Raw genomic sequence first — 25694 nt, 5'->3', positions numbered from 1 at the left:
CTGGCGCGCGGTCGACGTCCTGGCGTACCCGATGCGCACCGGGCGCTCGGTGCGGGGCGCGGGCACGACGGCGAGTGCCGGGCCCTGCTTCCACGCGCGGCCGGGGTGGCGGTGGCGGGGACGAGGACTTCGAGTTCTTCGCGGAGCGCGGGGACGAGGACGAAGCGCGCGGTGTGGTACTTCACCGCGGTCTTCCCGCCGCGGGTGCGGCAGGCGGAGCCGGCGGGCGCGTCACAGTTCGGGCAGTCGTGACGTTCTACCGCCCATGCGGCCCGATCGGGCGTGAGTTCCATCCGGGAATGTCCTGTGACGCTGAACCTTGACCGATTGACACCGAACGTTGACCGGCGCGCGTTTCTGCCACTGAAGGTTGACCGACCGGGCCAACGGGCCGGACGCTCGTGCACAGTCCCGGGAGCTCACGTGACCTCGCCTCGAACGAGTCCGACTGACGGGACGCATCCCCGTCAGTCGGACTCGGGGACGATGCGTTTCACGGGCTCGCGTCATTCCCACGGTTCGCGGGGTCGGGGCTGCACAGCCAGCCGTTGATGGCGAAGCGGCTGTCCGCGTGCTGCTTACTCGGGCAGCTGACCGGCCTTACCTCATGCCAGGCGCTGGGGAGGAAGAACACGATGCTGTCGTGCTCGGGCTCCCAGTCCCGCCAGGTGCGCTCCTGCCATCTCCCGGCCGTCCCGGTGTGCAGTGGCAGAGCCGCGTCGAACACACGCAGCTCGCCCCCGTCGAAAGGCCGGGGTGTGCGATGCAGGTAGTACACGAATGTGAGCAGACGCCGGGGGGCGAACTCGGCGCTGCTGTCCTGGTGCGGCCGGTAGAAGTCGCCGTCGTTGTGCGCGTTGAGGCTGTAGATGGGTTCGGTGTACTGGCAGGAGACTCCGAGAGTGTGCTCGACCGCCTCCAGCACCTCGTGGATGGCTGCCATCAGCTCAGGCGCGGCGAAGTCTTGGCGCGAGCGGGACCGGCGGAAGTCGGGGACCACTTCCCGGTCGCGAATCATGGAGGGCTTCAACGTGTCGCCGGCGGAGTCGATGGCGCGCTCCAGTAAGGCGCCGGCCGTCTGCTCACCCAGGAACTGGGTGATGCGACAGACCGTCACCGGAAGCCGCCAGACCGCGTCCGTACACACCGGTGACCGCAGATCCATCGCCCGGGATGGTCCCGTCACAGTGTCGTGTCGTGCCAAGGTGTCCTGCCTTGTCATGGTGTCTTGTCTTCTGGATCACGATGAGAGTTCCGCAGGGACCGAATCCCCCAGCCTTCTGAGGGAAGGGACGGCCACGGGCCGCGCTCAGCGAGGGCGGCCCGTGGCAACTGGCCTTCCCCGGCCGAGCGCTGGAGCATCACAACAGGCCATCCGGCGCGTCACGCGGCCCCGGGCGTGTTCAGGCTCGCGGCTTCTCGCAGACGATCCACTTCGGCCGTGAGCTCTTCCACGCGGCGGTGCAGTGCCTGGATGCACACCAGGGCGACGCCTAGGCCGTCGACGACGGGGATGGTGGTGTCGTCGTGGTTGAAGCCGAAGGCGGCGTGCCAGTCCTGGGCCATCGGCCCCAGATGACGCACGCCCTCGGGCTCCCAGAGGTAGCGCCAGGTACTGATGGGCAGCGCGGCCACGGTCCCCAGAACTGCGTAACCGTTGACCGGGCTGACCGATGCCACGTCGCTGAACTCCCGGACCTCAGCTCGAAGCCGTGCCGAGGCACCGTGGTCAGCCGCCCGGGACCGCCGACGGAAGATCCCCACCGCTACCGGCTCCAGTCGACCGGGACCACGTCCTGCTTGAGCGCACGGTCGCTGCAGACGGAGCAGGGGCCGCCCGGGACACCGGGGCCTTGGTCCGTGCCGATCGTGATCGCTCCGTGGGCTCCGGCCGGGGCGTGAATGCCGTCGCCGACCATCGCGGCTTCATAGCCGCCCAGCAGTTCCTGGAGGGTTCCGGGGCCGAAATTCTCCGGCGCGGCGATCGCAGCGATGCCGTAGTAGTCCGTGTAGGCCGCCCCCAGCGTCCTGCCGCCCATGGTGGCGAACACGATCTTCGCGCCGCGAATGGGCTCCCCGGTCACCGCGTCTGTCGCCATCGCGTTGATGTTTTCCAGTTGCATCTGGGTGACGTTCAGGCTGGCCTGGCTGGCCGTGAGCCTGGTCGGCTTCAAACTGGGGCACTCCGCCCCGCTGCACGACGGCGTCGCCGTGGGGGCGGCGGACGCGGGGGCGCCACTTCCCACTCCCAGCGCCGCCATAGCCACGGCCATTGCCGAGACAGCCATACCCGAAGACCTCACGTCCCACTCCCATGTGTCAGCGACGGATGCCATCTCATCCGGACGGCACGCAGACTGTAAGGGCGCCCGGCCGACGATACTGCGTGAAGATCGGAGATGCCTTCTATCGAGTGAACTGTCGGACGGGGGCGCTGACTTGGTCAGTCAATGGTTCGATGGCACGAACTGGGCAGTGGTCGATCTTCAGTGGCAATCGGTCAAGACTCAATGGCATGGGACAGGGGAGTCCCTCAGAAGTGCCTCGCACAACGTGCGGGTTTCGAGAGGACTTTCGCGAAGGGCGACCTGCGGAAACGTGATCACTCCGGGGGCTCTCGCGGAACTCTCGCAGATGAACGTCTGTGAGAGGCGCGTCCGTGCCGCCGCCCCCGGGCGGCGCGTTCACGCTGGCTCGCCCACTCCTGCCAGCGAAGCAGCTCAGGGTGGAGATGCACGGGTCAGCCCATACGTCGATCCCCCTTGGGCGGGACCGCACTTCCAGCCGAATCGCTTCGACCGAGCCGCTCAAGCCCAGCGCGCCGCAAGGTCGCGAGAGTTGAAACACGATTTTCTGGCTTGTTTGATATTGGAACAGGGATTCAGTCGACTTTTTGAATCGTCCGATCCCGGAGGACGGCGCTGACATCGGTTCGATGAAAGGTGTTTGGGCATGGCGGACCGGGTGAAGGTCTCGGGCGGCCTGAGTGCCATCTCGGCAGGGTCCAGGACCACGGTGTGGGGTGTGAACGCCGGAGCTGCGATCTGCAAGTACAGCAACTACGACGGTGCTCCGTGGGTCAATGTCCCCGGAGCGCTGAGCGACATCGGGGCGGGCGCGGACGGCACGGTGCGGGGTGTCAACGGCGGCAACCAGATCTTCCGGTACGTCGGGGACCAGGGAGTCCCCGACCCGTTGCACATCTGGAGGGCGAACCCGAGCCGACTGTGATCACCGCGCCGCTTCGCGATCAGCTTGCGGTCCTCGTCGTCGAGGAAGAAGAACCGCTCCGGCTCCGGCCGGGTCGGCTCCTCGTTGAACTTCCCGTACGAAGCCGCCTGCTCGTCGGTCAAGAACTCCACTGGCATGGACCTGACGCTATCGACGCCCGCAGCCGTGCAGCGATCTTCCGCCGAACCCGGCGCCAGGCCGATCGGCTGTGCTGGAAGCCCATGATCACTGGCTTAGGGCCTGCCGGAGAACAACATGTGGGCGAGTGACACGCTGACCTGCGAGATCAACCCTCAAAACCCACAGGTTAATTTCCGGCAGGCCCTTAGTGGTCGGCGTCGGAAGTCCTTCGGGGGTTGATCAAGCGGTCACGGGCCAGTTCCCCTCACCGGCACGGCCCGGAAGCCTCGGTGGTTACGACGTTGTGAACGAAATCCGCTGGGGTGCCTTGATCGAGGCCCGACGCTTCTGGTGCCCGCGCAACGTCTGTGCTGGGGGCGGTGGTGGTGCACCGAGGCCCGGTGGCTACTCTCGTCTCTCCGTCGATCTGGAGTGAAGGGAAGCAGGCTGTGCGCAACGCCGCCGTGACGCCCGAGGGCGGCCAGATCCGCTGGGTTGAGCTGCCGGGACAGGAGCCGTCCCGCGTCTACGTCCATGGTCTGGGCGCCACGTCGCCGGCCTACTTTGCGGAGGTTGCGGTTCATCCTCTGCTCGCCGGACGTCGTTCGCTGCTGATCGACTTGCTCGGACACGGCATCAGCGACCGGCCGACGGACTTCGACTACACCCTGGAATCCCACGCCGATGCCCTTGCTGCGGCTCTGACCAGTGCGGGTGTCACGGGCGCCGAGCTGATCGCGCACAGCATGGGTGGCTCGGTGGCCATCGTCCTGGCCGCCCGGCACCCCCAGATGGTCTCCCGCTTGGTCCTGATCGACGCCAACCTTGACCCGATCCCGCCCGCACCCGGCTCCGCGGGCAGCAGCGGCATCGCCGCGTACTCCGAGGAGGAGTTCCTGGCGAGCGGCTGGGAAGCGATCCGAGACCGGGCTGGTTCCCACTGGTGGTCCACGATGCGCCTGGCAGGCCGGGAAGCCCTGCATCGCAGCGCGGTCAACCTCACCCGCGGCACCGCTCCCACCATGCGCGAGCATCTGCTGGACCTGAAAATCCCCCGTACCTACCTGCTGCCCGAGGCCGACGGCCCGCTCCCGGGCACCGATGCGCTCATCGAAGCGGGGGTGGCCGTGGTCTCGGTCCCGGACTGCGGGCACAACATCATGCTGGACAACCCGGAAGGCTTCGCCCGCGCCACCGCGGCGGCGCTCTCGGACCACGACCAGCAATACAGAGCCCAGGCGGCCCGTAACGCGGAGAGAGCCGCACGAGTTCCTCATGTGTGATGACGAAGGAATGGGCCCGTGCGGCCTTGTCCCATCCTGCCTTCACCGGCATCTCCCGTGCACATCTCGGCGGTTTGATCGAGGAGCTGGCCGGGCCGTGGACCGCGCGCTGTGAGTCCGCACTGCACGAGCGGCGCGGCGGCAACCGCAGGCAGCGGCCTGGTGCCGGACCGAAGCACGACCTCGTCTTCACCGACCGGGTGTTGGTCACCCTGGTCCACCTGCGTCATCAGCTCCCGCACGCCGCCCTCGCGGAGCTCTACGGCCTGGAGCGGTCCACCATCACCAGGGCGATCGGCGAGATCCGTCCGCTGCTGGCCGCGCGGGGTTTCGCCGTCCCCGACCGGCCGGGGCTTCGGCTGCATACGCTGGCCGATGTCTTCGCCTATGCCGCAGCCGAAGGGATCACGCTCCGCATCGACGGCACCGAGACCCAGGTCCGCCTCCACCCGGACGTGAGAGCCGAGGTCGACGATGGCTACCGGGGCCTGGCCAACGAGTTCCCCGACCAGATCTCGACCCCGCCGAAGAACTTGGAGGACGTGGCGCTGACCGAGCGGTACGGATGGCGTGAGATGCGCCGCCGCCAATCCTCCCGCCGGATCTGCGTGGAGCACGCCAACGCCGAGCACAAGCAGTGGCGCCCCTTGCAGCGGTTCCTCGGACGTCGCGAGCACTACTCGGCCACCCACCGCGCCATCGCCGGCCTGGTCTCCGACCGCGCCGCCCAACGTGCCACTCACCGTAAGCCGAGCACCGCACTCGTGCCCGTCACCCCGACGATCCGCTGAATCACCCACCACCCGAATCCCAGACCAGCACGCCCCCGACTCATTCGCTCACAGCCTCGTTAGTTTTCGGCGCTGTTCAGCAGTGTGTGCTGTGCGGGCGGCACGACATGGTCCTCCTCCCCGACGAGGAAGAGGACACGTCCGGTGAGGTTCGGGGACAGCGACAGCGTCGGCTCGGGCCGGCTGATCGGGATGTCGGTGCTCGGCAGCCAGCCGCCGTAGAAGACGGCCACTTCGGCGAGGTCGAACTCGGTGGCTGCGACGTAGGCGATGTGACCGCCCAGGCTCAGCCCGACCATGCTGACGCGGTGGGTCATGCCGTGGCTGCCTTTGGGGAGAGGCGGCGCAGGTTGGCGGCGAGGATGCGGTCGAGTGTGCGGTCGGACAGGATCGGGCCCAGACGCATGATCAGGGCGGCATCCCGGCCGGCGGTGTAGCGGGTGCGCGGTCTGCGGGTCGTCACGGCCTTCGCGATGACCCGGGCGGCGGCGTCGGCGGTCAGGCCCGATGCGGTGCCCGAGGCCATCAACTTGTTGTTCGCCTGGACCAGGCTGCCGTAGCGCTCATCCTGCTCGGGTGTCATCTTGGCCGCCAGGTCGTTGGCCGTCGCGATCCCGCGGGCGGCGATCTGTGTGCGGACGCCGCCGGGCTCGACCACGACGACTTGTACGCCCAGCGGTGCGACCTCGCGGCGGAGTGAGTCGCTGACTGCTTCCAGGGCGAACTTCGCGCCGGCGTACGCGCCGTATGTGGCCATGGCGTACTTGCCGCCGATCGAGCTGATGTTGATCACGCGGCCCTTGCTACGCAGCAGTGCGGGCAGGAGCGCCTGGGTGACGGCGATGTGGCCGAACAGGTTGACTTCGAAGACCCGCCGCCACTCGGCCATTGGCAGGGCTTCGACCGGGGCGTTCACCTGGATGCCGGCGTTGTTGACGAGCGCGTGCAGTGCGCGCGAGTCGTCGGCGACCCGCGCGGCGAGTGCCTCCACGTGCTCGGACTTGGTGATGTCGAGGATGACCGGCTCGATGCCGGTCGATCCGATGGCGTCGGCGTCACGGTCGCGTCGCACGCCGGCCAGGACGTGGAATCCCTGCCGGGCCAGTTCGCGGGCGGCTGACGCGCCCATGCCCGTGGAGGCTCCGGTGACTACGACCAGTTTTTGGGTTTCAGTTGACGTCATGGTGCGTCCAGTCGTGGGGGGTCAGTCGGCTGGGCCGAGGACAAGAGCGATCGCGATTTGGACGTGCCGGGCTCGGTCGCTGGGCGGGACGGTGAGTTGCTTGACGCCGGCCGCGACGGCGAGCAACTGGAAGGCGAGGTCCTCGGCGGAGACGCCTGGGGTGCGCTCCGGCGCCCCCTCGGCGCGGAGAACGTCGGCCACCGCCTCGACGACGAAGCGCTCCAGGTCGTGCAGGAGCGAGTCCCCCAACGTGCGTGCTGCGGCGAGGAGTTCGTTCACCGCCTCGCTGGTCGCCGTGGCGGCGGGTCCATGCAACGCATTGAAGGCGCCCATCAGCCGCTCGTGCGCCGGCAGGTCCGCTCCGGCCAGTTCCTGGGCGACGGCGGCCTGGGTCTGGGCGACCACGCGCTGCAGGCTGGCGTGGAAGAGCTGCTGCTTGTTCTTGAAGTGCAGGTACAGGCCCTGACGGGAGAGCCCGGCCGCCTCGGCGAGGTCGTCCATGGAGGTCTTGCGTAGGCCGAAGCGCAAGAAGACCGGTATCGCGGCGTCCGCGATCTCCTCACCGCGCGACAGCGCCCGCCCGCTCTGGCTCGTCACGCGGGCACCTGCGCTTCCCGCCGCCTGAGGGGCGCGTAGTTCATACCCGTCAGGTCCGCGTTCGCCTCCCCGCGGCCGACGCGCCATTCGCGTCCTGGGCCCGTATGGCCCTGCGCCCTGCGCACGCCGGACCGCGATGGTCGTACAGATGGGTCCGAGTCCGCCCGTGTCGCGATCGGCGTTTGGCCGGCCATGTCCGAGATTCGGCTCCCGGTCCAGGTCTGCGTCGTCATCACACTCCTCACTAGGCTTTGGGCTCAAGCTTTACACATTGAGCCTAAAGTGTCTACTCAGACAAGTGAGGGCCCGTAGTGAACGACGATGCACGTACGCCCCGTTCGGGTTCCGGGCCGGTCGCCGAGGTGCCGCAGGGGCCGGACAGCCCGTTCCACCCGATCGTGGTCAACGTGGAGACTGTCGTCCGGGACGGCATCGCGCGCGGAGAGTTCCGCGATGTCGGAGATGTGCACCTCGCGGTGGAGTTGCTGTCCGGTGCCATGCGCGCCGGCGCCGAACGCATCGGCGGGGACCCAGGCGCCCTCGCGGCTACGTCAGCGCGGCGCGGGAGATCATCCTCGCGTCTCTTGCCCCCCGCTCGTATTGGCGCCCGTCGGCCGGCCTGCAGCACGCACGGCATGCCGCCGCCGAGTGAAACTTCGGGCCAGATCCAGGCTCGGATCTCCCGGATCCCGCAGAGGGGCCTCGCCTGGCCAACGGCACACACACCGGCACCGGTCGCCCGTCCACTCCGTCACCGGCCCACGGACACCACGAGACAAGTGCCCCGGTCAACCCTCGAAGGACTTCCGGAGTGGACCACTTAGCGTGAACCGCTGTACCACTGTGCCTACCGGCGCCAATTGCATCGGATGCGAATAGGCGACACCCGTCCTGGAGATTGGCCCACGACCGCATGGAAGTGGTCTCACCAGGGACGCTGACCTCAGAACCACGGTAGCGGTCTCCTCGGCGGACGCCTGCGAGTCTCACTCCATCGAGCGATTGAACTGCGAAGACGTCCCCCGGTCGCATCTGATGCGAAATTCTCGCGTCAGATGCGATAGACGGAGAGTGATGGCGGATGGGTGGAGACGGCCTTGTTCCAGGGGCTGCTCGGCTGCACTTGGTGGACGGGCTGCCGTTGTTGCGGCCGGACGAGCAGGTCTTCGAGGCGATGATCAAAGGCTGGCGCAACCAGCAACTCGCCCGGAACCTGTCGATGGGATACGTCGGTGACCAGGAACGCACAGTCCGGGCCTTCACCCGGCACGCCGATGCGATGCCGTGGCAGTGGACGCCGCAGCACGTCGACGAGTGGTCGGCCGATCTGCGGGCCGTGCACGGCTGCGTCCGCTCCACCCTGCGCAACTACCAGGGCTCCGTACGCCAGTTCTGCGACTTCCTGACCAACCCCGCCTACGGCTGGACCGACGAGTGCCTGCGGCACTTCGGCACCCACCCGGTCCAGGTGGTCTACGACTGGAACGCCGCGGCGCACGCCGACGAGGCCGAAGGCGAGCCGGAACGACGGGCCTTCACCCGGCCCGAGCTGGAGGCGTTCTTCGACCATGCCGACGAGGAGGTGGTGCGCGTTCGCGGCAAGGGCCGCAAGGGCTGGTTGCCGGCCTTCCGCGATGCCGTCCTGTTCAAGGTTGCGTACGCCTACGGCCTGCGCCGCAACGAGACCCGGATGCTGGATCTCACCGACTTCGGCCGCAATCCGGAAGGCCGGGAGTTCGGCGAGTACGGCACCCTGCTGGTCCGCTACGGCAAGGCCAAGAAGGGCTCACCGCCCAAGCGTCGCAGCGTGCTGACTGTCTGGCACTGGACACCCGGCACGATCGAGGAGTGGATCAGCGAGGTCCGGCCTGGGATGCGGCATTCGACCAGCAGAGCCCTCTGGCCGTCCGAGAGAGGCCTGCGGATCGGGGTCCAGCGGCTGGACTCCCGCTTCGCCTCCTACCGGGATGCCGCCGGCTTGGACCCCGCGCTGGAGTTCCACTCGCTGCGCAGGTCCTACATCACCCACCTGATCGAGGACGGCCACGACCCGCTGTTCGTCCAACAGCAGGTCGGCCACGACCACGCTTCCACTACCGCGATCTACACCTGCGTCTCCTCCGACTTCCGCACCCGCTCCCTGCGTCGCGTCCTGGACGCCACCATCGAGGCCGCTCTGCGGCCGGGAAGGACCTCCTGATGCCACGCCAGATCAGCTACCGGTGGCGCCTGCGCGAGCTGATGGCCGCCCGCGGCATGTTCACCGTCGCCGAGCTCATGCCGCACCTGACCGAACGCGGCATCACACTGTCCTCCTCCCAGGTCCACCGCCTGGTCTCCGGCACCCCGGAACGGCTGTCCCTGCCGGTGCTGGCCACCCTCTGCGACATCCTCGACTGCACACCCGCCGATCTGATCGCCACCTCGGCCCAGAACCTCCCAGCCCGTCGCGCCGCCGGCGAAGAGGTACCGATCAACCTCGCTGCCCGACGACCCACGCGGGTCCGGCTGACTCCCGAGAGCTGAGCGATGACGCCGGAAGAGTACGAGCGTTGGCATGTCCGAAACTGTGCACGCTGCGGCCGTCGGGCGGCGAAGTCGGCGGAATGGTCGGACGGCCCAATTTGCCGGACCTGCTATGACCGCGCGATGCGCGTCCGCGGCTCCTGCCTCAACTGCCGAACCGACCGGCTACTACCCGGTCTGGACACCGCCGGTAATTCAATCTGCCGCGACTGCGCGGGCATCACCCGCGACTTCTTCTGCGACCGTTGCGGCTTCGAAGGGCTCCTACTCGGCGGGCGTCTCTGCGAACGCTGCACTCTCGCCGACGCCCTCGCCCGCCTCCTCGACGACGGCACCGGGCACGTCGCGCTTCCGCTGCAACCACTGGTCACCACCCTGCTGAAGATGGACCGGCCCAAGAGCCGACTCATCTGGCTCCGCAACCCCAACGTCGTCCGCCTCCTCCGGGGCCTGGCCACCGGCACCATCCCGCTCACCCACGACGGACTGCACCAGGAAGCACCCTGGCGAACCGTCGCCCACCTGCGTGACCTGCTGATGGACAGCGGCGTCCTGCCACGCGTCGACCGACAGCTCATGCTCTATCAGCGCTGGCTGACCGAACGACTCGCCGTCATTGAGGACCCCGAACACTGTCGGCTTCTTCAGCACTTCGCCACCTGGCACCAGATGCGGCGCCTGCGGAGCAAGGCCGAGAAGGGGCCTCTGGGACGCTCCCAGACCAGCCAGGCGAAACAGGAGATCACCCAGGCAGGCGCCTTCCTCGTCTGGCTCGCCGACCGAGGCCGCGCCCTCGAACACTGCCAGCAGGCCGACTTCGACGCCTGGCACACCGCGAAGCTGGCCACCCGGCGCCCGGCCCAGACGTTCCTGCGCTGGTGCATGAAGACGAGCCGGATGCCCCGCCTCACCCTGCCACCCCAGGTCATCAACCAGGACCAAGCGCCGCTGCACCAGCACCGCCGACTCGCCATTCTCCGGCGGACCCTCAACGACGACTCCCTGTCCCTGCGGGCCCGGGTCGCCGCCGCGCTCGTTCTCCTCTACGCGCAACCCGTCACCCGCATCGTCCGCCTCACTGTCAACGACGTCATCGACGACGGGGCCACCGTCACCGTCCGGCTGGGAGACCCGCCGTCCCCGCTTCCAGAGCCCGTCGCTGACCTCATGCGGGCATACGTCCAGTCCCGCCAGCACCTGCCCTACGCCAGCAGCAGAAGCTCACAGTGGCTTTTCCCGGGCCGCCAGCCCGGACAGCCTATGAATCCGGTCAGCCTCCAAGTCCACCTGCGGAAGATCGGCGTCCCACCGCAACGCGGCAGGACCTCCGCGATCCGTCAACTCGTCCTCCAGGCACCGGCTCCCGTCATCGCGAAAGCCCTTGGCTACCACGACAAGACCGCCACCCGGCTAGTCACCGAAGCCGGCGGAACCTGGAGCCGATACGCCCCCGGCGACCACACACGCTGACGGGGGCGACATGGTTACTCTGGCGGGCCAACTTCCCGGGACCGGCATGATGTCAGTACCAGGTGGCATGCTCTGCCGCCATGAACAAAGAGCAGTTCTGGCAGCTCATCGAGGTAGCCCACAACCAGGCGTCCAACCCGAACGACGGAGAAGTTGTCGCCCGCCGGGCAGCCTCGCAACTGGCCACGCACCCGGCCGAGGAGATCGTCGCCGCTCAGCAGGTTTTGTGGGACCTGATGGCCGACTCTTACACGAATCCTCTGTGGGCCGCTGCCTACGTGATCAACGGCGGATGCTCCGACGACGGCTTCGACTACTTTCGCGGCTGGCTGATCGCGCAGGGACGCGAGGTCTTCGAGCGCATAGTCGCTGACCCCGATGCCCTCGCAGAAGTGCCCATCGTGCGAGCTGCAGCAGCCGACGGAATCGACCTCGAGTGCGAGGAGACGCTGAGTATCGTCTGGAACGCACACGTCATGGCGACCGGCAAGCAACTCCCGGACGACGCATTCACCATCCGCTACCCGGAGCTGGACCCCACCTGGGACTTCGACTTCGACGACCACAGCGAAATGACTCGCCACCTGCCACGCTTGGCAGCTCTCTACCTGGAGTAAGCGGCGAATCGCGATCACGAGGCACCCAGCGGAGGCGAGACTTCCCGGCGATCACTGTCTGTCACGCCCTGAGGGCGAGAATCGGTCTCCGCTGACGAATACGCGGCACCTCAACATGCGAGCCCACCAGTCCCGAGGCCGGTCACTTGCGAAGTCGAGAACGGTACTCGCCCGGGGCCGTGCCTCGGACACGTCTGAAGGCACGGCTGAAAGCGTGCGGAGAGCCGTATCCGACCGCGCCGGAGATCGACTCGACCGGCTCATCGGTATCTCGGAGCCGGACGGACGCCAGGTCGATGCGCCACTGCGTCACGTACGCGCCCGGCGTCTGTCCGAGGGCGGACCGGAAACGCCTGGACAGCGTCGCCCGGGAGACGCTCGTCGCGGCGGCCAGGGTCTCCGTGGTCCAGGGGTGTCCCGGTTGGGCGTGGACACACGCGAGAGCGTCGCGCACGACCGGATCACGCATCGCTCCCAGCCATGAGCCGGACTGCTCCTGCGGATGGCGGGCAAGCCAGGCGCGTACGAACTGGACGAGCAGAAGGTCGACGATGCTGTTGATGGCGGCGGTGGTGCCGAACTGCGGCTGCGCGAGCTCAGCAGCGAGAAGTTCGACGGTCCTTCTGAGCTGCGCGTTCTCCCGGGCTGTGACGTGCATCGGCCGAGCGAAGGAGGTAAGCACCGGTGTGCGCACCTCCGGGTCCTGCTCGTAGTGCAGGACGATCACTTCCGTCTGCACCGGCGCCGAGCCCAGCCGCAGGGCCCGGCCATCGTCAAAAGCCCGGGCCGCCTCTTCCCGGTCGCAGGAGCCCATCGTCACGCCGGCGCCGCCGGCTATCCCGTGTGCGGTGCCCGGCGACACCAGGACGGCGTCCCCGGCCTGCACCTGAAGAGGATTCTCGCCCGTGACGTGGAGCCACATAGTGCCGCGGGACACCACGTGCAGTGCCGCTCCCGGATAGGAGTCCAGCCACAGGCCCCAGGTTCCTCCAGCCTTCAGCATGACCCCGAGCGCCCCACGCGCACCCGAAACACGCAAGACCTCCGCCAGTACATCCATGGGTCCATTCTCGTCCACCGCCGCGAGCCGCCCCGGCGGGCGACGGCGCATGTGTCCTGGTCCACAGCGTCAGGCCACGTCAAGAATGACCTTTCCGTGCACCTTCCGCGCGAACAGCGCCTGGACGGCGTCGCCCACCTCGTGCCAGTGGCCTCGCAGTCCGACCGGCGCCGAGAGCCTCCCGGCGGCCATGAGGCCCAGCAGGTCCGTCAGCTCCTCGCCGGTCGGTGTCATGTCGCCGTAGGTGGCGATGCTGCGGGGTTCGCCGAAGCCGAACAAGGCACCTGACGGGAACGTGGTCTCCTGTCCCGAGGAGTAACCGACCAGGTGGAGGATGCCGCCCTCGGCGAGGGAACTCCACGCCTGGGCCACCAGTGGTCCGCCGACCGTGTCCAGGACGAGGTCGAACCGGTCCCCGGTCTCGGCCAGGTCGGTCAGGACCTTGTCGGCGCCGAGTTCGCGGAGTCCGGCGGCCCTCTCCGGCGAACCGACGAGTGCCGTCACCCGGGCGCCCGCCAGCGCTGCCAGTTGGACGGCGAAGTGCCCCACGCCCCCGCTGGCGCCGGTGATCAGCACGTTGCGCGCCAACAGGGAACGCGTGCGCAGCACCCGGAACGGGGTGACGCCGGCGATCCCCAGCGCGGCGGCGTCGGCCAGATCCACGCTCTTTGGGACGGTGCCGAGCGAGGCGGGACTGACTGCCACCCGCTCCGCCCACGCGTGGGGAGCCATTCCCACCGCGACGCGCGTACCTTCGGGCGGCCCCGAGCCGTCGGATGCGGCGCGCACCACGATGCCGGCCGCGTCGTGACCGTGCACAGCGCCGGCTGGCCACTGGTCCACGTAATTCAGCTCTCCGAAGTTGAGACCGATGTGCCGTATCTCCACCAGCGCCTCACCGGCGGACGGTACGGGCTCATCGACATCGGCGAACCGGACGGGTCCGGCCTCACTGTGATCGACCACAAGGGCGCGCATAAGGGATGTGTTTCCTTCTCTCGTGGGTACGCCTGAACACTCGGCGCTGCAGCAGATCGAGTGCGCAAATGCCGCACTGCCGTCTTCCTGAAACCCTACGCAGGACCCGGACAGCGACCAGACCCGTGAGAATCAATCAGTTGACGATCTGTGTCAGTGCGACTCGTGGCGCGTCGAGCCCTGCACCCGTCAGGTGGATGACGCTGTGACGGGCACAGACACGCCCGGCAATGTAATGATCTTGAGGCGTCAGCGCTTCCGTCGGGCGGTGGGGCCGGGCTGGGCGACTTGCCGGGCGACCGCGTCGACGCCGGGGCGGGCGTTCCGCTCCAGGGAGGGGACGGAGATGTGGCAGGAGCGGGCCAGGAGCATCGAGATGAAGGTGCCGCTCCGCGCGGGCAGCCGCGCGTTCGGCCAGCGCCTCCAGCAGCGACGGAACGTCAATGACTGCGATGGGGACGGCAGGGGAGCACAATCGCCGATTCCGCCCCCAGCGATCCGGGCAGTTTCCAAGCCCACTTGCGGGAGATCGGCGTCCCGCCACAGCGCGACAGAACCTCCGCGATCCGCCAACTCGTCCTACCCACCTGGTCACTGAAGCCAATGGAACCTGGAGCCGATACGCCTCCGGCGACCACACACGGTGACACCAGGCACGGCCTCAACGAGGAATACGCGACACCTCAACATGCGAGCCCACCAGTCCCGAAGCCGTGCCTGCTGCGGGCGTTCGCCTCGCCGACGAGGGCGCTGAGCAACTCGGAAGGGGTGAGGCTGCGGAGGCGGGCGGGGTCGGCGTCCCACTCGCGGCCCCCGGCGAGCGGGCGGAGCTGGACGTACGGACCCACGTGCCCCATGACCCGTCCGACGCGGTCGCGCACGGTGTCGCGGACGGCCTCGCCGACGCCGGGGAGCCAGTCGAGGGTGACATCGACATCGGCGTCGGCGTTCTCCGTCACTCGGCGGCCCCCTTCGTGATCCCCTCCGCGGCCCCCTTCGTGATCACGTCCGCGAGTGCGAGGGCGACCGGGGCCGAGCACACGCCGAGGTGGACCAGGCCGTACGGGGCCTCGCCGCCTTCGCGGTCGTCGGCCCAGGGGGTACGGACATCCATCGCGGGGAGCTGGATTCCGGCCCGTGTGAGGGCGGTGGCGAGCGCGTCGCGGGCGTCGAGGGCTTCCTGGATCTTGGGAGTGCGGGGCATGGGTTCCTCGTCCGTGTGCGGTGGTCCGTATGCGGTGGGCCGTGTGCCTGCGGTGCGGTGACCGGTGAGGTTTCGCCGATCTCCCGACCCGACTGCGCTGCATTGATTACGCTGCGTAGTCCGGCCGTTACGAGGATGCGCCGGGGTGGGGGCGCCCACACCGTGGACGGGGCCGTGGTTCCCCGTCGCACGGAGGTGGTTCCACTCCGTCCACACGGACCGAACGGCCACATCGTTCACCAGCACGTCCCGGAGGGAGCGGTATGTCGCAGCGACGCGCCATCACCGGCCGCAGCCAGGAACCCCGCCAGCGCTTCGCCGAGGAACTGCGGACGCTACGGGCCGCAAGCGGGACGAGCCTGCGGGCCCTCGGCGAACGACTGGGCTGGGACTGGTCCCTGTTCGGCAAGATGGAAAAGGGCGAGACGATCGGCAGCCCGGAGGTCGTCCAGGCCCTCGACACCCATTACGGCACCCCGGGCCTGCTCCTGGCCCTGTGGGAACTGGCCGCCGGGGACCACACGCAGTTCCGCGAGCGGTACCGCCGGTACATGGCCCTGGAGGCGGAGGCGGTGAGTCTGTGGCACTTCGCGGTGAGCGTGCTGCCGGGGCTGCTGCAGACGCCGGGCTACGCGCGGGAGGTGCTGGCGGCGGGAGGGCTCAAGGGCAAGGAACTCGACCAGCAGGTCGACGCCCGGATGGGGCGGCGTGAGCTGCTGGACGGCGAGAAGGCCCCTCCGTTCCGGACCATCCTGTCGGAGGCGGTGCTGCGCACCCCGTTGCGTGATGTGGGGGAGTGGCGGGGGCAGTTGGAGTACCTGGCGGACATGGCGGAGCGGCCGAACGTGACGGTCCACGTGCTTCTGCAGAGTGCAGGCGTTCACGGTCTTCTGAGTGCCGACGTGTGGTACCTCCTTCTTCCCGAGGGCCGGACTGTCGCGTATACCGAGAACGGGTACCGGGGCGAACTCATCGAGGAGCCAAGCCAGTTGTACGTCTGCAGAAGACGTACGATGCGGTGCGCGACCTGGCGCTCACCCCAGCGGAGTCGCGGAAGTTCATCCTGCGGAGGTTGGAGGAAGTCACGTGCGACCGACAGACCTGACTGCCGTGTCCTGGCGCAAGAGCAGTTACAGCAACCAGGACGGCGGAGCGTGCGTCGAGGTCTCCGACGACTTCGCCGCCGTCGTCCCCGTACGGGACAGCAAGGTGCCGCACGGCCCGGTGCTGGTGTTCCGGGCCGGTGGATGGGCGTCCTTCGTTTCCGCTCTCAGGAGTGGGCGGTTGCGGGCCTGAGGGGTCGGGGCCGTTCGGTCCGAAGATGTGCAGGGTGTCGGCGCGGCACGTGACGTGCTCACCTCGTGCTGCTTTCTTCGCACGAGGTGAGCGGCCGGGACCGGAGGGTGCGCAGGCGCCCCGGAGGCGTCCGGCTCCCGACCGTACGTCGCACTCGAAGACGATGAGGACCTGACCGCCGCCGGCCTCGGCCAGACCGCTTGACGGCCCGGCCGGTGGGGCCCCTGCACGGCCCCGGCTCCTCTTCCCTGTCCCCAGGGACAAAGCGGCTGTCGGTGATGTCCAGGCCTCACACGACCTTGATGACGTGCTTTCCGCGGACGCCGCCGGCTTCCAAGGCACGGTGCGCGGCGGCAATGGAGGCGAGGGGGTGGACGGTGTCCACGACGGGACGGATGTCGCCGTTCTGTGCGTACCGGGTCAGTTCGGCGAACAGCTCGTGCCGGGGGTTGCCACTGAAGAAACGCACCCGTCGGGAGCCGTGGACGGTGGAGCCGAGGATGTAGGAAAGGCTGCTGAGGATGTTCTCGGTGTCGAGGGCGATGGCCACCATGCGTCCGCCCGGAGCCAGCAGTCGGCGGTAGGCGGGGTGCTGAGTGCCCACGGTGTCCATGACGACGTCGAACGCGCCCAGTTCGGACGGGTGGGTCGTCTTGTAGTCGATGACCTCGTCCGCGCCCAGGCCGCGGACGAAGTCGAGGTTCTCCGGTCCCGCGAGGGCGGTGACGTGAGCGCCGAAGACCTTGCCGATCTGGACCGCGACGCTGCCGACACCGCCACTGGCGCCGCGTACCAGGAGGCGTTCGCCCGGTCTGAGACGGGCCTTGTCGCGCAGAGCGGTGATCGAGGTCGTTCCGCCCGCCAGCAAGGAGACGGCCTGTACCGGAGTGAGGTTGCCCGGGGCAGGAGCCACCTGCCGGGGGCGGACGGCCACGTACTCCGCCGCACTGCCGAGGGTCGTCCGCCCCAGAACCCCCCACACCCGCTCTCCCTCGCGGATGCCGCTCACCGAGGGGCCGAGCCCAGTGATCTCGCCGACGAAGTCGATCCCGCTGCGCCGGGGGAAGCGGCGCCCCGTCACCAGGCGCATTTTCCCGGCCCTGCCCGCCAGTTCGCCGCCGTTGACGCCGGCCGCGTGGACGCGGACCAGCACCTCACCGGGCTTGATGTCCGGCACGGGCACCCTGCCCTCGTACAGCACCTCCGGAGGGCCGTACCGGTCGTGAAGGGCTGCGCGCATCTCGTTCACGGCGTCGTCCTGTCTCTGTCTCGGGAACCGTGAGCGGAGGGATTCTCTCCGCTCGCTCACCCAAGCTAACGCCGTAAACGGGCGACACCTTCCACTTACGTTAAAGTGAGAGAGATGTCTGCTCAGCACCCTCAGAAACCAGGTCGGTCACCCGCTTCCGCCGATGAGCCCCGGCCGCCGGCCGCGGCTGCAGAACTGCGCGCCGACGCCCGGCACAATCGTGATCGCATCCTCGAAGCCGCCCGCGAGGCATTCACGACCCAGGGAATCGACGTACCCCTCACCGCGATCGCCCGCCGTGCCGGAGTCGGCGCCGCCACCCTCTACCGGCGCTTCCCCACCCGCGCCTCCCTCGTCACCGAAGCCTTCGCCGAACAACTCGCCCGCTGCGTCACCCTCCTCGACGAGGCGCTGGAAGACCCCGACCCCTGGCACGGGTTCTGTTCCGCCATCGAGAAGGTGTGCGTCATGCAGGCCACCGACCGGGGCTTCACGGCCGCCTTCCTCTCCCAGTTCCCCGACACCGTCGACTACGAGCGCGAACACACCCGTGCCGAGAACGGCCTCGCCCAGCTGGTGCGGCGTGCCAAAGACGCGGGGCAACTGCGGGATGACTTCGACCCCGCCGACATCACTCTCCTGCTCCTGGCCAACAGCGGCATCGTCGGAGAGTCGCAGCAGGTCTCGCTGGCCGCGTCCCGACGTCTGGTCGCCTACCTCCTCCAGTCCTTCCGGGCCGGCCACGCCGCACTCTTGCCCCCGCCTCCACCACTGGCACTGCACCACATCCACCGGCCTCCGCCCCGCCCCTAGGAATGCATGCCTCGCCCCATGGCGGTGGGCCCACGCACACGAGCCCTGCGCAGTAAACGCCGGATTTGCCGCGGCAGAGCCGGCAGAGCCGGCAGAGCCGGCAGATCGTGAACCGGGCGCCGGCCCGGACCCGCGCCCCGGCCGAGCGTGGCGTCGCTCGCCTCAAGTCCTGGCGGATCTTCCGGCACGCCCGCTGCAGCCCGAACTGCATGACGTCAATCGCCAAAGCCGTACTCACCCTGGAGCGGCACCGCTGAAGAAGCTCAGTGAACGAACTCAGGGGCGGGGCGCATTGCGGTTGCCGCGCACCCGCGACGTGCCCAAGTCCGCCCCGGCGTCGACGCGGTCGCCCGGCGCGTCGCCGGACGCCACCCCGCTGCACGTCGCCGCACGTGAATCCGAGCGGATCAGGGCTTCAAGATCATCTCGTTGCCCTTTTGGCGCGTATCGCGATCACGTCCCAGTTCGAGCCGACCGGTCCCGACGCCGGTCAGACCGGATAGGCGTGGGTCTGGGTCGCCTTGACCGTGGCCCAGACGTCCGCGCCCGGGTGGAGGCCGAGTTCGGCGGCGGCGACCGTGGTGAGGTCGGCGGCCAGGGGGAGTTCGCCGGTGAGGTCCACGCGGATCTGGTCACCGTGGGTCTCCATTCCGCTCACCTCGCAGTGCCAGAGGTTGCGCGCGCTGGAACCGGTGGGGCGGCTGCTGTGGAGGGTCACGGCGCCGGGCGGGAACGCGACGAAGACCTGGCCGGTCAGATCCTCGGTGGTGGTGAGCGTCGGGCCGCCGTCCAGCCGTACGGTGTGGCCCTCGGCCCGGCCGGTGTAGAGGTTCAGGCCGACCAACCGGGCGATGTAGTCGGTGCGCGGGTGACGGGCGATGTCCCGGGGCGTCCCCTCCTGGACGACCCTGCCGTGCTCCACGACCACCAGACGGTCGGCCAGCACCATCGCGTCGAGCGGATCGTGCGTCACCAGGACGGCGACGGCCTCGAACGCGGCCAGATGGCGGCGGAGCTGGGCGCGGACGTCCAGGCGGGTGCGGGCGTCCAGGGCGGCGAGGGGCTCGTCGAGGAGGAGCAGCCGGGGGCTGGTGGCCAGGGCGCGGGCGAGGGCCACGCGCTGGGCCTGGCCGCCGGAGAGGCGGCGGGGCTTGGCGCCGGCGTGGTCCGCCAGGCCCATGCGGTCCAGCAGCGCGGCGGCCGTCGCCCGCGCCTGAGCCTTCGTGGCGCCCTGACAGCGGGGGCCGAAGGCCACGTTGTCCAGGGCGGTGAGGTGGGGGAAGAGGAGGTAGTCCTGGAAGACGACGCCCACGGGACGGGAATCGGGCGGCAGCCGCTCCAGCTCCCTCCCGTCCAGGCGGAGGTGTCCGGTGGTGAGGGGCGTGAGGCCGGCCAGGGCGCGCAGCGCCGTGCTCTTGCCGGCACCGTTCGGGCCGAGCAGGGCGACGACCTCACCCGGCGCGGCGGTGAGCGCGACGTCCAGGCGGAAGGTGCCGCGGTCGACGACCAGGCGGGCGTCGAGGCCCTCGGCGTCACCCCGGGCGGGGCCGTCGTGCTCGCGCCTCCCGGCGTCGGTCATGACGCGGTCAGCCAGCGGTCGCGCAGGCCGGCCAGCACCGCGATCGAGACGGCGAGCAGGACCAGGCTGAGGGCGACGGCCGCCTCCGGGTCGCTCTGCAGGGCGAGGTAGACGGCGAGGGGCATGGTCTGGGTCCGGTCGGGGAAGTTGCCGGCGAAGGTGATCGTCGCCCCGAACTCGCCCAGTGCCCGCGCCCAGGCGAGTACCGAGCCCGCCGCGATGCCCGGCGCGATCAGCGGCAGCGTGACCCGGCGGAACGCGGTGAAGCGCGACGCGCCCAGCGTGGCCGCGGCCTCCTCGTACCGGTGGTCGGCGGCCCGCAGCGTGCCCTCGACGCTGATGACCAGGAACGGCATCGCCACGAACGCCTCCGCGACCACCACCCCGGCCGTGGTGAACGGCAGGCTGACGCCGAACCACTGGTCCAGCCACTGCCCGACGATGCCGTTGCGGCCGAGCGCCATGAGCAGGGCGACACCGCCCACCACCGGCGGCAGCACCAGCGGCAGCGTCACCAGCGCCCGGACCAGGCCCCGGCCGGGGAATTCCGTACGGGCCAGCAGCCAGGCCAGCGGTACACCGAGGACCAGGCTCACCGCCGTCGCCGCGGTGGCGCACACCAGGGAGAGCCGCAGCGCCTGCCACACCGCGGGGCTGGTCAGCTGCTCGGGCATGCTCTGCCACGGGGCCCGGACCAGCAGCGCGAGCAGCGGCACGAGCAGGAACGCCAGCGCGAGCAGCGCGGGCAGCAGCAGGGGCAGCGGTACGCCCTGCCCGCCCACCGCCCCCGTGCGGCGCCGCCGCGGACCGGTGCCCTTACGGAGGCCCTTACGGGTGCCGGCCCCCGTGCCGGAGGTGTCCGTCGGGATCACGACGTCAGGAACCCGGCGTCCGCCAGCACCCGCTGACCCTCGTCGGACCGCACGTACGCGATGAACGCCTCGGCCGCCTCGGCGTTCGGGGCGTCCTCGAGCAGGGTGATCGGGTAGTCGTTGACGGCCTCCGCGGCCTCGGGGAAGTCCACGCCCTCCACCTTGTCACCCGCCGCGCGCACGTCGGTCCTGTACACGAGGGCGGCGTCGGCCTCCTTCAGCCCGACCTTCGTCAGCGCGCTCTTGACGTCCTGCTCGTACGACACCGGGGTGAGCTTCAGGCCGCCGGCGTCCAGTGCCGTCCGCGCCGCGGCCCCGCAGGGCACCTCCCTGTCGCACAGGACGACCTTCAGCTCCGCGTCGGTCAGGTCCTTCAGCGAGGAGACACCCTCCGGGTTGCCCGGCAGGGTGGCGATCTCCAGCCGGTTGCGGACGAAGGTGGCCGGGGTGCCGGCGGCGTCCCCCGCGTCCGAGACGATCTTCATCGTCCCGGGGCTGGCGGAGGCGAAGACGTCGGCGGGGGCGCCGCTGGTGATACCGGCGGCGAGGCTGTCGCTGCCGCCGAAGCTGAACGTGACCCCGGTACCGGGGTTCGCCTTCTCGAACCGCTCGCCCAGCGTCGTGAAGCTCTCCGTGAGGGACGCGGCGGCGAACACGGTCACCGTGCCCGACAGCCCGCCCGACGCGCGCGCGTCCCCGCGCGCCGACGAGGAGCCGTCGTCGGAGGACGGGGAACAGGCGGTCGCGGCCCCCAGGACCAGCAGCACGGCAGCGCCGGCATCGGCCACCCGCGTCATCGGCGTCCGGCGGCCCGAGCAGCCCGGGCGGGACGGGCGGGTCCGGTGTGCGGGGCGGGTCGTCACAGGGCTGCTCCCTCTGCCTACTGCTTCTCGCGGACCGATCGGGCGGCCGTGCGTGCGTCGATCATACTGCCGCAGATGCAAGCCGAGAATCTCCTTCTGGCTTGCACCGGCCATCCGTACGGAGCTGAAGGCTGGCATGTGCATCTGCCCGGACTGTTGCCCGGGTGCCTTCATCCGGGAGGTGGTGGTCCATGAGTCGGTCTCTCGCCGCCGGCATCGCCGGTCCGGTCGCCGCCCTCGCCCTGATCGAGCCTGCTGCGGTGCCGAGTGAAGGGCGGCCCGGGCGTGCTGTCACTCCGGCGTGCTGAACCGTCGCCGCTCGGAACCGGGGTGGGGCCCCGGGATGAGGGTCCGGACGGGTTTTCCTCCGAACTCCGTTCTCCCGGGCCTCGGATGAGTGTGAACAGCGTCTGGTGTATGAGATACGAAAGAGCGCACTCATGGCGTCCGGAGCCTTGCCAGGCTGGTCCGGACCGCCCTATTCTCGCGGTGAGAAAGCGCTTTCCCCCGGTTGTCGGTTCGGGACCAGTGGAGTGAAGTCGCCTCTTCGGCGGGTGACTTCGCGTATGAGCCGCCACGGGTCCGGCGCAGGAGCACGGTTGCGGTGATCCCGCGGCCGGCGTCGGCCGACCTGCCCGCCGGGCCCTCACGGCGACGGTCGGTCCGGTCGTGCCGAAGCCGAAGAAGAGCCGAGCAGGAGCCGAAGAACCGTCTCGGAGAACAGCACCCGCAGCAGGGCAGGGCCAGGGCGCCGGCAGGGCGTGATCACAGTGCGGCCGAGTGCGGCCGGAACCGTCCGGAGAGACGTCCGGCGGGCCCGACCGCGCTCTATGTGACATGCCCATGACTATGTCTGTTTCGTTGAAGTCGGTCGTCGCAGTCACCCCGGTCCATCCACGCAGTCCGCCCCCCCCGGCACGTGCAGACGAACAGGGAGAGACACGGATGAAGAGATCAACAGCAGTGCGCCTCAGTGCGACGCTGGCCACGGCGGCCCTCGCGGCCGCGACCGGGCTGGTGGTGTCGACGTCCTCGGCGTCGGCGGCCGTCACCGGCAGTGCCACCGGTTACGCCACGCAGAACGGCGGGACCACCGGCGGCGCCGGCGGGCAGACGGTGCGCGCCACCACGGGCACCGCGATCCACGCGGCCCTGTGCAACCGGGCCAGCAGCAGCACCCCGATCATCATCGAGGTCCAGGGGACCATCAACCACGGCAACACCAGCAAGGTGTCGGGCGACAGCTGCAGCACCGCCGACGGCGTGATCGAGCTCAAGCAGATCAGCAACGTCTCGATCGTCGGTGTCGGCAGCGGTGCCGTCTTCGATCAACTGGGCATCCACATCAGGGAGTCCAGCAACATCATCATCCAGAACGTGACCGTCCGGAACGTCAAGAAGTCCGGCTCGCCCACCTCCAACGGCGGCGACGCCATCGGCATGGAGAGCGGTGTCCGCAACGTCTGGGTCGACCACACCACGCTGGAGGCGTCCGGCGGCGAGTCGGAGGGCTACGACGGCCTCTTCGACATGAAGAACAACACCCAGTACGTGACCCTGTCGTACAGCGTCCTGCGCAACTCCGGCCGCGGTGGTCTCATCGGTTCCAGCGAGAGCGACCGCTCCAACGGCTACGTCACGTTCCACCACAACAAGTACGAGAACATCGACTCCCGTACCCCGCTGCTGCGCGGCGGCATCTCGCACATCTACAACAACCACTACGTCGACCTGCACGAGTCCGGCATCAACTCCCGGGCCGGGGCGCGCGCGAAGGTGGACAACAACTACTTCGAGGACTCCAAGGACGTCCTCGGCACCTTCTACACCAGCGAGGCCGGCTACTGGCAGGTCGGCGGCAACATCTTCGACAACGTGACCTGGTCCAGCCGCAGCGGCGACAACCAGCCCGCCGGTCCGAACCCGACGTCCAACACCTCGGTCAGCATCCCCTACTCCCACCGCCTCGACAACGCGAACTGCGTACCGGACGTGGTGAACCGGACGGCCGGCGCCAACAAGGGCAACCAGGTCTCGGACGGCAACTGCACCCCGCAGAACCCGGGCCCGACCGACCCGACCGACCCGCCCACCGACCCCACTGACCCGCCCACCGACCCGACCGATCCCCCCACCGGGACCAACCTCAGCCTCGGAGCCGGTGCCGACGGCTCCAGCAAGGCCAGTGGCACGAGCTACGGCAACGTGATCGACGGCAACACGGGCAGCCACTGGTCACCGAGCGGCTCGACCGGTTCCGTCTCGGTCAAGTGGTCGTCCGCCACCTCGGTGTCGAAGATCAACATCCGGGAGGCGGCCGGCTCCGAGGGGGCCATCCGGAACTGGAGGGTCCTCAACCACGACACCGGTGCCGTCCTGGCCTCCGGCAGCGGAGCGGGCGTCATCTCCTTCCCGCAGACCTCGCTGAAGAAGGTCACCTTCGAGATCACCAGCTCCAACGGCACCCCGCGGATCGCCGAGTTCGAGACCTACAACGGCTAGGAACGCGCCGAAGGGCTCACGCGCCCGGTTCCGGTCCCCGTCCGGGGGCCGGAACCGGGCGTCGGCCGTGCCGCCGGAAAAAGGGGAGTGTACGTTCGTACGCTCTGCGGATAGGGTCCGGCGTATGACCATTGACGTACTGCGTCGGCCGGGCCCGGCCGAGCGGCAGGCCCGTGCGGCCGTTGCCGTGCTCTTCTTCACCAACGGCGCCCTGTTCGCCAACCTCCTGCCGCGCTATCCGCAGATCAAGGCGGATCTCGGGATCGGCAACGCCGCCTACGGGCTGGCCGTCGCGGCGTTCCCGGCGGGGGCCGTCGCGGCCGGGCTGGGGGCGGGGGTCCTCGTCCGCCGGCTGGGCTCGGCGCGGGCCGCGGTGGCGAGCACGCTGCTGACCGCGGCCGGAATCCTCGTCGCCGGACTGGCGCAGTCGGTGGTGCTGTTCGCGGTGGCGCTGTTCCTGGCCGGCGCGATGGACGCGTTCACCGACGTCGCGCAGAACGCCCACGGGCTGCGGGTGCAGCGCCGCTACGGTCGCTCCATCATCAACTCCTTCCACGCCGTCTGGTCGATCGGTGCCGTCACCGGCGGAGCCATGGCCGCCGGCGCCATCGCGCTCGGTCTCCCGCTCGGGACGCACCTGCTGATCTCGGGCCTGGTCTTCGGTGTCGCGGCCTGTGTCGCCCTGCGGTTCTGCCTGCCGGGACCCGACACCGGACCGGCCGAGGAGGCGGAGGCGGAGACGGAGACGGAGACGGAGACGGAGGAAGAGTCTCAGGAGAAGGAGGGCGCCCGGGGAGGCGGCCCCGCCCCGACCTCGCGTACGCGGTACGTGCTGGCCGCGCTCGTGCTCATCGCCACCGCCGGCACCCTCGTCGAGGACGCGGGCAACTCCTGGGCCGCGCTCTACCTCTCCGACGCGCTGAACGCGTCGGCGGCGCTGGCGGCCTCCGGCTTCATCGCCCTGGTCGGGGCCCAGTTCATCGGCCGGATCCTCGGCGACCGGCTCGTCGACCGGTTCGGCCAGCGCGCCGTGGCCCGCGCCGGAGGCTTCATCGCCGCGGCCGGCATGGGCCTGGCGCTGGCCGTGCCCACGGTGCCCGGCACCATCCTCGGCTTCGCGGCGGCCGGATTCGGCGTGGCGACCCTCGTGCCCGCCGCGATGCACGAGGCCGACGAACTGCCCGGCCTCAAGCCCGGATCGGGGCTGACGATCGTCTCCTGGCTGATGCGGCTCGGCTTCCTGCTCTCCCCGCCGGTCGTCGGCCTCGTCGCCGACGGGGCCGGCCTGCGCCTCGGTCTGCTGGTGGTGCCCCTCGCGGGCGCACTCGTGGTCGTCCTCGCCGGGGTGCTGGGGTCCCCGAGGCGCCAACCGGCAGGCGGCGAAAGGTAGAAGAGCGCCGCGGCAGCGGCCGGGCGTATGGAGTGTACGTTCGTACGTTCCAAGGTGTACCGTCGTTTCC

The 25694-nt window shown here is 69.5% G+C and carries 26 protein-coding genes and 3 pseudogenes; 13 read left to right on the top strand and 16 right to left on the bottom strand.

Features of this window, described 5'->3' with window-relative positions:
* Positions 1 to 493 precede the first annotated feature (493 nt).
* The 3 genes from ACFWVE_RS24480 to ACFWVE_RS24470 all read right to left on the bottom strand — a co-directional run bounded on the left by ACFWVE_RS24480 (position 494) and on the right by ACFWVE_RS24470 (position 2174).
* Positions 494 to 1165 carry a 2OG-Fe(II) oxygenase gene (locus ACFWVE_RS24480; protein WP_384017727.1) on the bottom strand — a complete coding sequence of 224 codons (672 nt, stop codon included), beginning with the start codon at positions 1163 to 1165 and terminating at the stop codon, positions 494 to 496.
* Between the two features lie 218 nt (positions 1166 to 1383).
* Complete coding sequence (locus ACFWVE_RS24475; RefSeq protein WP_384017724.1) at positions 1384 to 1680, bottom strand: tail fiber domain-containing protein; 297 nt, start codon at positions 1678 to 1680, stop codon at positions 1384 to 1386.
* A gap of 86 nt (positions 1681 to 1766) precedes the next feature.
* Positions 1767 to 2174, bottom strand: coding sequence for a hypothetical protein (locus ACFWVE_RS24470; RefSeq protein WP_384017722.1), 408 nt, complete (start codon positions 2172 to 2174; stop codon positions 1767 to 1769).
* Positions 2175 to 2952: 778 nt separating this feature from the next.
* Between ACFWVE_RS24470 and ACFWVE_RS24465 the strand changes: the two genes are divergently transcribed.
* The gene (locus tag ACFWVE_RS24465; RefSeq protein ID WP_384017719.1) at positions 2953 to 3231 is read left to right on the top strand and encodes a tectonin domain-containing protein; all 279 of its coding nucleotides are present in this window, start codon (positions 2953 to 2955) and stop codon (positions 3229 to 3231) included.
* On the opposite strand, the pseudogene ACFWVE_RS24460 reads toward ACFWVE_RS24465, so the two are convergent.
* Positions 3201 to 3368 (bottom strand): annotated as a pseudogene (locus tag ACFWVE_RS24460) (DUF4158 domain-containing protein); the annotation flags it as partial. The gene ACFWVE_RS24465 and the pseudogene ACFWVE_RS24460 sit on opposite strands and share 31 nt — an antisense overlap.
* 432 nt (positions 3369 to 3800) lie before the next feature.
* Here ACFWVE_RS24460 and ACFWVE_RS24455 point away from each other — a divergent pair.
* Entirely contained in the window at positions 3801 to 4634 is an 834-nt protein-coding gene (locus ACFWVE_RS24455; RefSeq protein WP_384017716.1) for an alpha/beta fold hydrolase, read from the top strand.
* On the top strand, positions 4634 to 5425 hold the full coding sequence (locus ACFWVE_RS24450) for a transposase family protein (RefSeq protein WP_384017713.1): 792 nt from the start codon (positions 4634 to 4636) through the stop codon (positions 5423 to 5425). Before ACFWVE_RS24455 ends, ACFWVE_RS24450 begins: the two co-directional genes overlap by 1 nt.
* A gap of 59 nt (positions 5426 to 5484) precedes the next feature.
* On the opposite strand, the gene ACFWVE_RS24445 is transcribed toward ACFWVE_RS24450, so the two are convergent.
* Genes ACFWVE_RS24445 through ACFWVE_RS24435 form a run of 3 tightly spaced genes read right to left on the bottom strand, consistent with a single transcriptional unit; the run spans position 5485 to position 7205 of the window.
* Positions 5485 to 5742: a dienelactone hydrolase family protein gene (locus ACFWVE_RS24445; RefSeq protein ID WP_384017710.1), complete on the bottom strand. Its 258-nt coding sequence runs from the start codon at positions 5740 to 5742 to the stop codon at positions 5485 to 5487.
* Entirely contained in the window at positions 5739 to 6608 is an 870-nt protein-coding gene (locus tag ACFWVE_RS24440; protein WP_384017707.1) for an SDR family NAD(P)-dependent oxidoreductase, read from the bottom strand. The genes ACFWVE_RS24445 and ACFWVE_RS24440 overlap by 4 nt, the downstream gene beginning before the upstream one ends.
* A gap of 21 nt (positions 6609 to 6629) precedes the next feature.
* Positions 6630 to 7205: a TetR/AcrR family transcriptional regulator gene (locus tag ACFWVE_RS24435; protein ID WP_384017704.1), complete on the bottom strand. Its 576-nt coding sequence runs from the start codon at positions 7203 to 7205 to the stop codon at positions 6630 to 6632.
* A gap of 1126 nt (positions 7206 to 8331) precedes the next feature.
* Between ACFWVE_RS24435 and ACFWVE_RS24430 the strand changes: the two genes are divergently transcribed.
* The 4 genes from ACFWVE_RS24430 (at position 8332) to ACFWVE_RS24415 (ending at position 11818) form a co-directional block, all read left to right on the top strand.
* Positions 8332 to 9405: a tyrosine-type recombinase/integrase gene (locus ACFWVE_RS24430; RefSeq protein WP_384017701.1), complete on the top strand. Its 1074-nt coding sequence runs from the start codon at positions 8332 to 8334 to the stop codon at positions 9403 to 9405.
* A complete protein-coding gene (locus tag ACFWVE_RS24425) occupies positions 9405 to 9731 on the top strand; it encodes a helix-turn-helix transcriptional regulator (RefSeq protein ID WP_093797192.1) in 327 nt (108 codons plus the stop codon). The genes ACFWVE_RS24430 and ACFWVE_RS24425 overlap by 1 nt, the downstream gene beginning before the upstream one ends.
* 123 nt (positions 9732 to 9854) lie before the next feature.
* Positions 9855 to 11201, top strand: a complete 1347-nt coding sequence (locus tag ACFWVE_RS24420) for a hypothetical protein (protein WP_384017698.1) — start codon at positions 9855 to 9857, stop codon at positions 11199 to 11201.
* Positions 11202 to 11281: 80 nt separating this feature from the next.
* On the top strand, positions 11282 to 11818 hold the full coding sequence (locus ACFWVE_RS24415) for a DUF4240 domain-containing protein (protein WP_093797190.1): 537 nt from the start codon (positions 11282 to 11284) through the stop codon (positions 11816 to 11818).
* Between the two features lie 142 nt (positions 11819 to 11960).
* On the opposite strand, the gene ACFWVE_RS24410 is transcribed toward ACFWVE_RS24415, so the two are convergent.
* From ACFWVE_RS24410 to ACFWVE_RS24390, 5 genes are all read right to left on the bottom strand, one after another.
* A complete protein-coding gene (locus ACFWVE_RS24410) occupies positions 11961 to 12878 on the bottom strand; it encodes a cupin domain-containing protein (protein WP_384017695.1) in 918 nt (305 codons plus the stop codon).
* A 69-nt stretch (positions 12879 to 12947) separates the two neighbouring features.
* Positions 12948 to 13856 (bottom strand): zinc-binding dehydrogenase, encoded by a 909-nt coding sequence (locus tag ACFWVE_RS24405; RefSeq protein ID WP_093797186.1) that lies wholly within the window; start codon positions 13854 to 13856, stop codon positions 12948 to 12950.
* A 249-nt stretch (positions 13857 to 14105) separates the two neighbouring features.
* The gene (locus ACFWVE_RS24400; RefSeq protein WP_255305823.1) at positions 14106 to 14300 is read right to left on the bottom strand and encodes a PmrA; all 195 of its coding nucleotides are present in this window, start codon (positions 14298 to 14300) and stop codon (positions 14106 to 14108) included.
* A 239-nt stretch (positions 14301 to 14539) separates the two neighbouring features.
* Positions 14540 to 14815: a hypothetical protein gene (locus tag ACFWVE_RS24395; RefSeq protein WP_384017691.1), complete on the bottom strand. Its 276-nt coding sequence runs from the start codon at positions 14813 to 14815 to the stop codon at positions 14540 to 14542.
* A complete protein-coding gene (locus ACFWVE_RS24390) occupies positions 14812 to 15060 on the bottom strand; it encodes a hypothetical protein (RefSeq protein ID WP_384017688.1) in 249 nt (82 codons plus the stop codon). Before ACFWVE_RS24390 ends, ACFWVE_RS24395 begins: the two co-directional genes overlap by 4 nt.
* Before the next feature lie 263 nt (positions 15061 to 15323).
* Between ACFWVE_RS24390 and ACFWVE_RS24385 the strand changes: the two are divergent.
* Both ACFWVE_RS24385 and ACFWVE_RS24380 read left to right on the top strand, forming a co-directional pair.
* Positions 15324 to 16165, top strand: a pseudogene (locus ACFWVE_RS24385) (helix-turn-helix domain-containing protein).
* Positions 16147 to 16356, top strand: a complete 210-nt coding sequence (locus tag ACFWVE_RS24380) for a DUF397 domain-containing protein (protein ID WP_384017685.1) — start codon at positions 16147 to 16149, stop codon at positions 16354 to 16356. The pseudogene ACFWVE_RS24385 and the gene ACFWVE_RS24380 overlap by 19 nt, the downstream one beginning before the upstream one ends.
* A gap of 289 nt (positions 16357 to 16645) precedes the next feature.
* Here ACFWVE_RS24380 and ACFWVE_RS24375 read toward each other — a convergent pair whose 3' ends face one another.
* Positions 16646 to 17596: an NAD(P)-dependent alcohol dehydrogenase gene (locus ACFWVE_RS24375; RefSeq protein WP_384017739.1), complete on the bottom strand. Its 951-nt coding sequence runs from the start codon at positions 17594 to 17596 to the stop codon at positions 16646 to 16648.
* A 123-nt stretch (positions 17597 to 17719) separates the two neighbouring features.
* On the opposite strand from ACFWVE_RS24375, the gene ACFWVE_RS24370 reads away from it, so the two are divergent.
* Both ACFWVE_RS24370 and ACFWVE_RS24365 read left to right on the top strand, forming a co-directional pair.
* Positions 17720 to 18418: a TetR/AcrR family transcriptional regulator gene (locus ACFWVE_RS24370; protein WP_384017683.1), complete on the top strand. Its 699-nt coding sequence runs from the start codon at positions 17720 to 17722 to the stop codon at positions 18416 to 18418.
* Positions 18419 to 18528: 110 nt separating this feature from the next.
* Positions 18529 to 18675 (top strand): annotated as a pseudogene (locus tag ACFWVE_RS24365) (IS5/IS1182 family transposase); the annotation flags it as partial.
* A gap of 233 nt (positions 18676 to 18908) precedes the next feature.
* Here the strand turns inward: ACFWVE_RS24365 and ACFWVE_RS24360 are convergent.
* From ACFWVE_RS24360 to modA, 3 genes are read right to left on the bottom strand one after another with little or no spacing between them, the layout of a single operon-like run.
* Complete coding sequence (locus tag ACFWVE_RS24360) at positions 18909 to 19997, bottom strand: ABC transporter ATP-binding protein (protein WP_384017681.1); 1089 nt, start codon at positions 19995 to 19997, stop codon at positions 18909 to 18911.
* Positions 19994 to 20866: a molybdate ABC transporter permease subunit gene (modB, locus tag ACFWVE_RS24355; RefSeq protein WP_384017736.1), complete on the bottom strand. Its 873-nt coding sequence runs from the start codon at positions 20864 to 20866 to the stop codon at positions 19994 to 19996. Before modB ends, ACFWVE_RS24360 begins: the two co-directional genes overlap by 4 nt.
* A complete protein-coding gene (modA, locus tag ACFWVE_RS24350; RefSeq protein WP_384017733.1) occupies positions 20866 to 21666 on the bottom strand; it encodes a molybdate ABC transporter substrate-binding protein in 801 nt (266 codons plus the stop codon). The genes modB and modA overlap by 1 nt, the downstream gene beginning before the upstream one ends.
* A gap of 1011 nt (positions 21667 to 22677) precedes the next feature.
* On the opposite strand from modA, the gene ACFWVE_RS24345 reads away from it, so the two are divergent.
* Both ACFWVE_RS24345 and ACFWVE_RS24340 read left to right on the top strand, forming a co-directional pair.
* Positions 22678 to 24234 carry a polysaccharide lyase family 1 protein gene (locus tag ACFWVE_RS24345; protein WP_384017678.1) on the top strand — a complete coding sequence of 519 codons (1557 nt, stop codon included), beginning with the start codon at positions 22678 to 22680 and terminating at the stop codon, positions 24232 to 24234.
* 124 nt (positions 24235 to 24358) lie between these two features.
* Entirely contained in the window at positions 24359 to 25624 is a 1266-nt protein-coding gene (locus ACFWVE_RS24340; protein WP_384017675.1) for an MFS transporter, read from the top strand.
* Positions 25625 to 25694 lie beyond the last annotated feature (70 nt).

This window comes from Streptomyces sp. NPDC058632 (genome assembly GCF_042717095.1).
Classification (GTDB): domain Bacteria; phylum Actinomycetota; class Actinomycetes; order Streptomycetales; family Streptomycetaceae; genus Streptomyces.
This window is presented reverse-complemented; position numbering and strand designations above follow the sequence as displayed.

Excerpts from the sequence above, each read along its gene's own strand:
- ACFWVE_RS24480 (WP_384017727.1), bottom strand. The coding sequence starts at position 1,165 with ATGGATCTGCGGTCACCGGTGTGTACGGACGCGGTCTGGCGGCTTCCG.
- ACFWVE_RS24465 (WP_384017719.1), top strand. The coding sequence starts at position 2,953 with ATGGCGGACCGGGTGAAGGTCTCGGGCGGCCTGAGTGCCATCTCGGCA.
- ACFWVE_RS24450 (WP_384017713.1), top strand. The coding sequence starts at position 4,634 with ATGACGAAGGAATGGGCCCGTGCGGCCTTGTCCCATCCTGCCTTCACC.
- ACFWVE_RS24445 (WP_384017710.1), bottom strand. The coding sequence starts at position 5,742 with ATGACCCACCGCGTCAGCATGGTCGGGCTGAGCCTGGGCGGTCACATC.
- ACFWVE_RS24440 (WP_384017707.1), bottom strand. The coding sequence starts at position 6,608 with ATGACGTCAACTGAAACCCAAAAACTGGTCGTAGTCACCGGAGCCTCC.
- ACFWVE_RS24425 (WP_093797192.1), top strand. The coding sequence starts at position 9,405 with ATGCCACGCCAGATCAGCTACCGGTGGCGCCTGCGCGAGCTGATGGCC.
- ACFWVE_RS24420 (WP_384017698.1), top strand. The coding sequence starts at position 9,855 with ATGCGCGTCCGCGGCTCCTGCCTCAACTGCCGAACCGACCGGCTACTA.
- ACFWVE_RS24415 (WP_093797190.1), top strand. The coding sequence starts at position 11,282 with ATGAACAAAGAGCAGTTCTGGCAGCTCATCGAGGTAGCCCACAACCAG.
- ACFWVE_RS24410 (WP_384017695.1), bottom strand. The coding sequence starts at position 12,878 with ATGGATGTACTGGCGGAGGTCTTGCGTGTTTCGGGTGCGCGTGGGGCG.
- ACFWVE_RS24405 (WP_093797186.1), bottom strand. The coding sequence starts at position 13,856 with ATGCGCGCCCTTGTGGTCGATCACAGTGAGGCCGGACCCGTCCGGTTC.
- ACFWVE_RS24390 (WP_384017688.1), bottom strand. The coding sequence starts at position 15,060 with ATGCCCCGCACTCCCAAGATCCAGGAAGCCCTCGACGCCCGCGACGCG.
- ACFWVE_RS24375 (WP_384017739.1), bottom strand. The coding sequence starts at position 17,596 with ATGCGCGCAGCCCTTCACGACCGGTACGGCCCTCCGGAGGTGCTGTAC.
- ACFWVE_RS24370 (WP_384017683.1), top strand. The coding sequence starts at position 17,720 with ATGTCTGCTCAGCACCCTCAGAAACCAGGTCGGTCACCCGCTTCCGCC.
- ACFWVE_RS24360 (WP_384017681.1), bottom strand. The coding sequence starts at position 19,997 with ATGACCGACGCCGGGAGGCGCGAGCACGACGGCCCCGCCCGGGGTGAC.
- modA (WP_384017733.1), bottom strand. The coding sequence starts at position 21,666 with ATGACGCGGGTGGCCGATGCCGGCGCTGCCGTGCTGCTGGTCCTGGGG.
- ACFWVE_RS24345 (WP_384017678.1), top strand. The coding sequence starts at position 22,678 with ATGAAGAGATCAACAGCAGTGCGCCTCAGTGCGACGCTGGCCACGGCG.
- ACFWVE_RS24340 (WP_384017675.1), top strand. The coding sequence starts at position 24,359 with ATGACCATTGACGTACTGCGTCGGCCGGGCCCGGCCGAGCGGCAGGCC.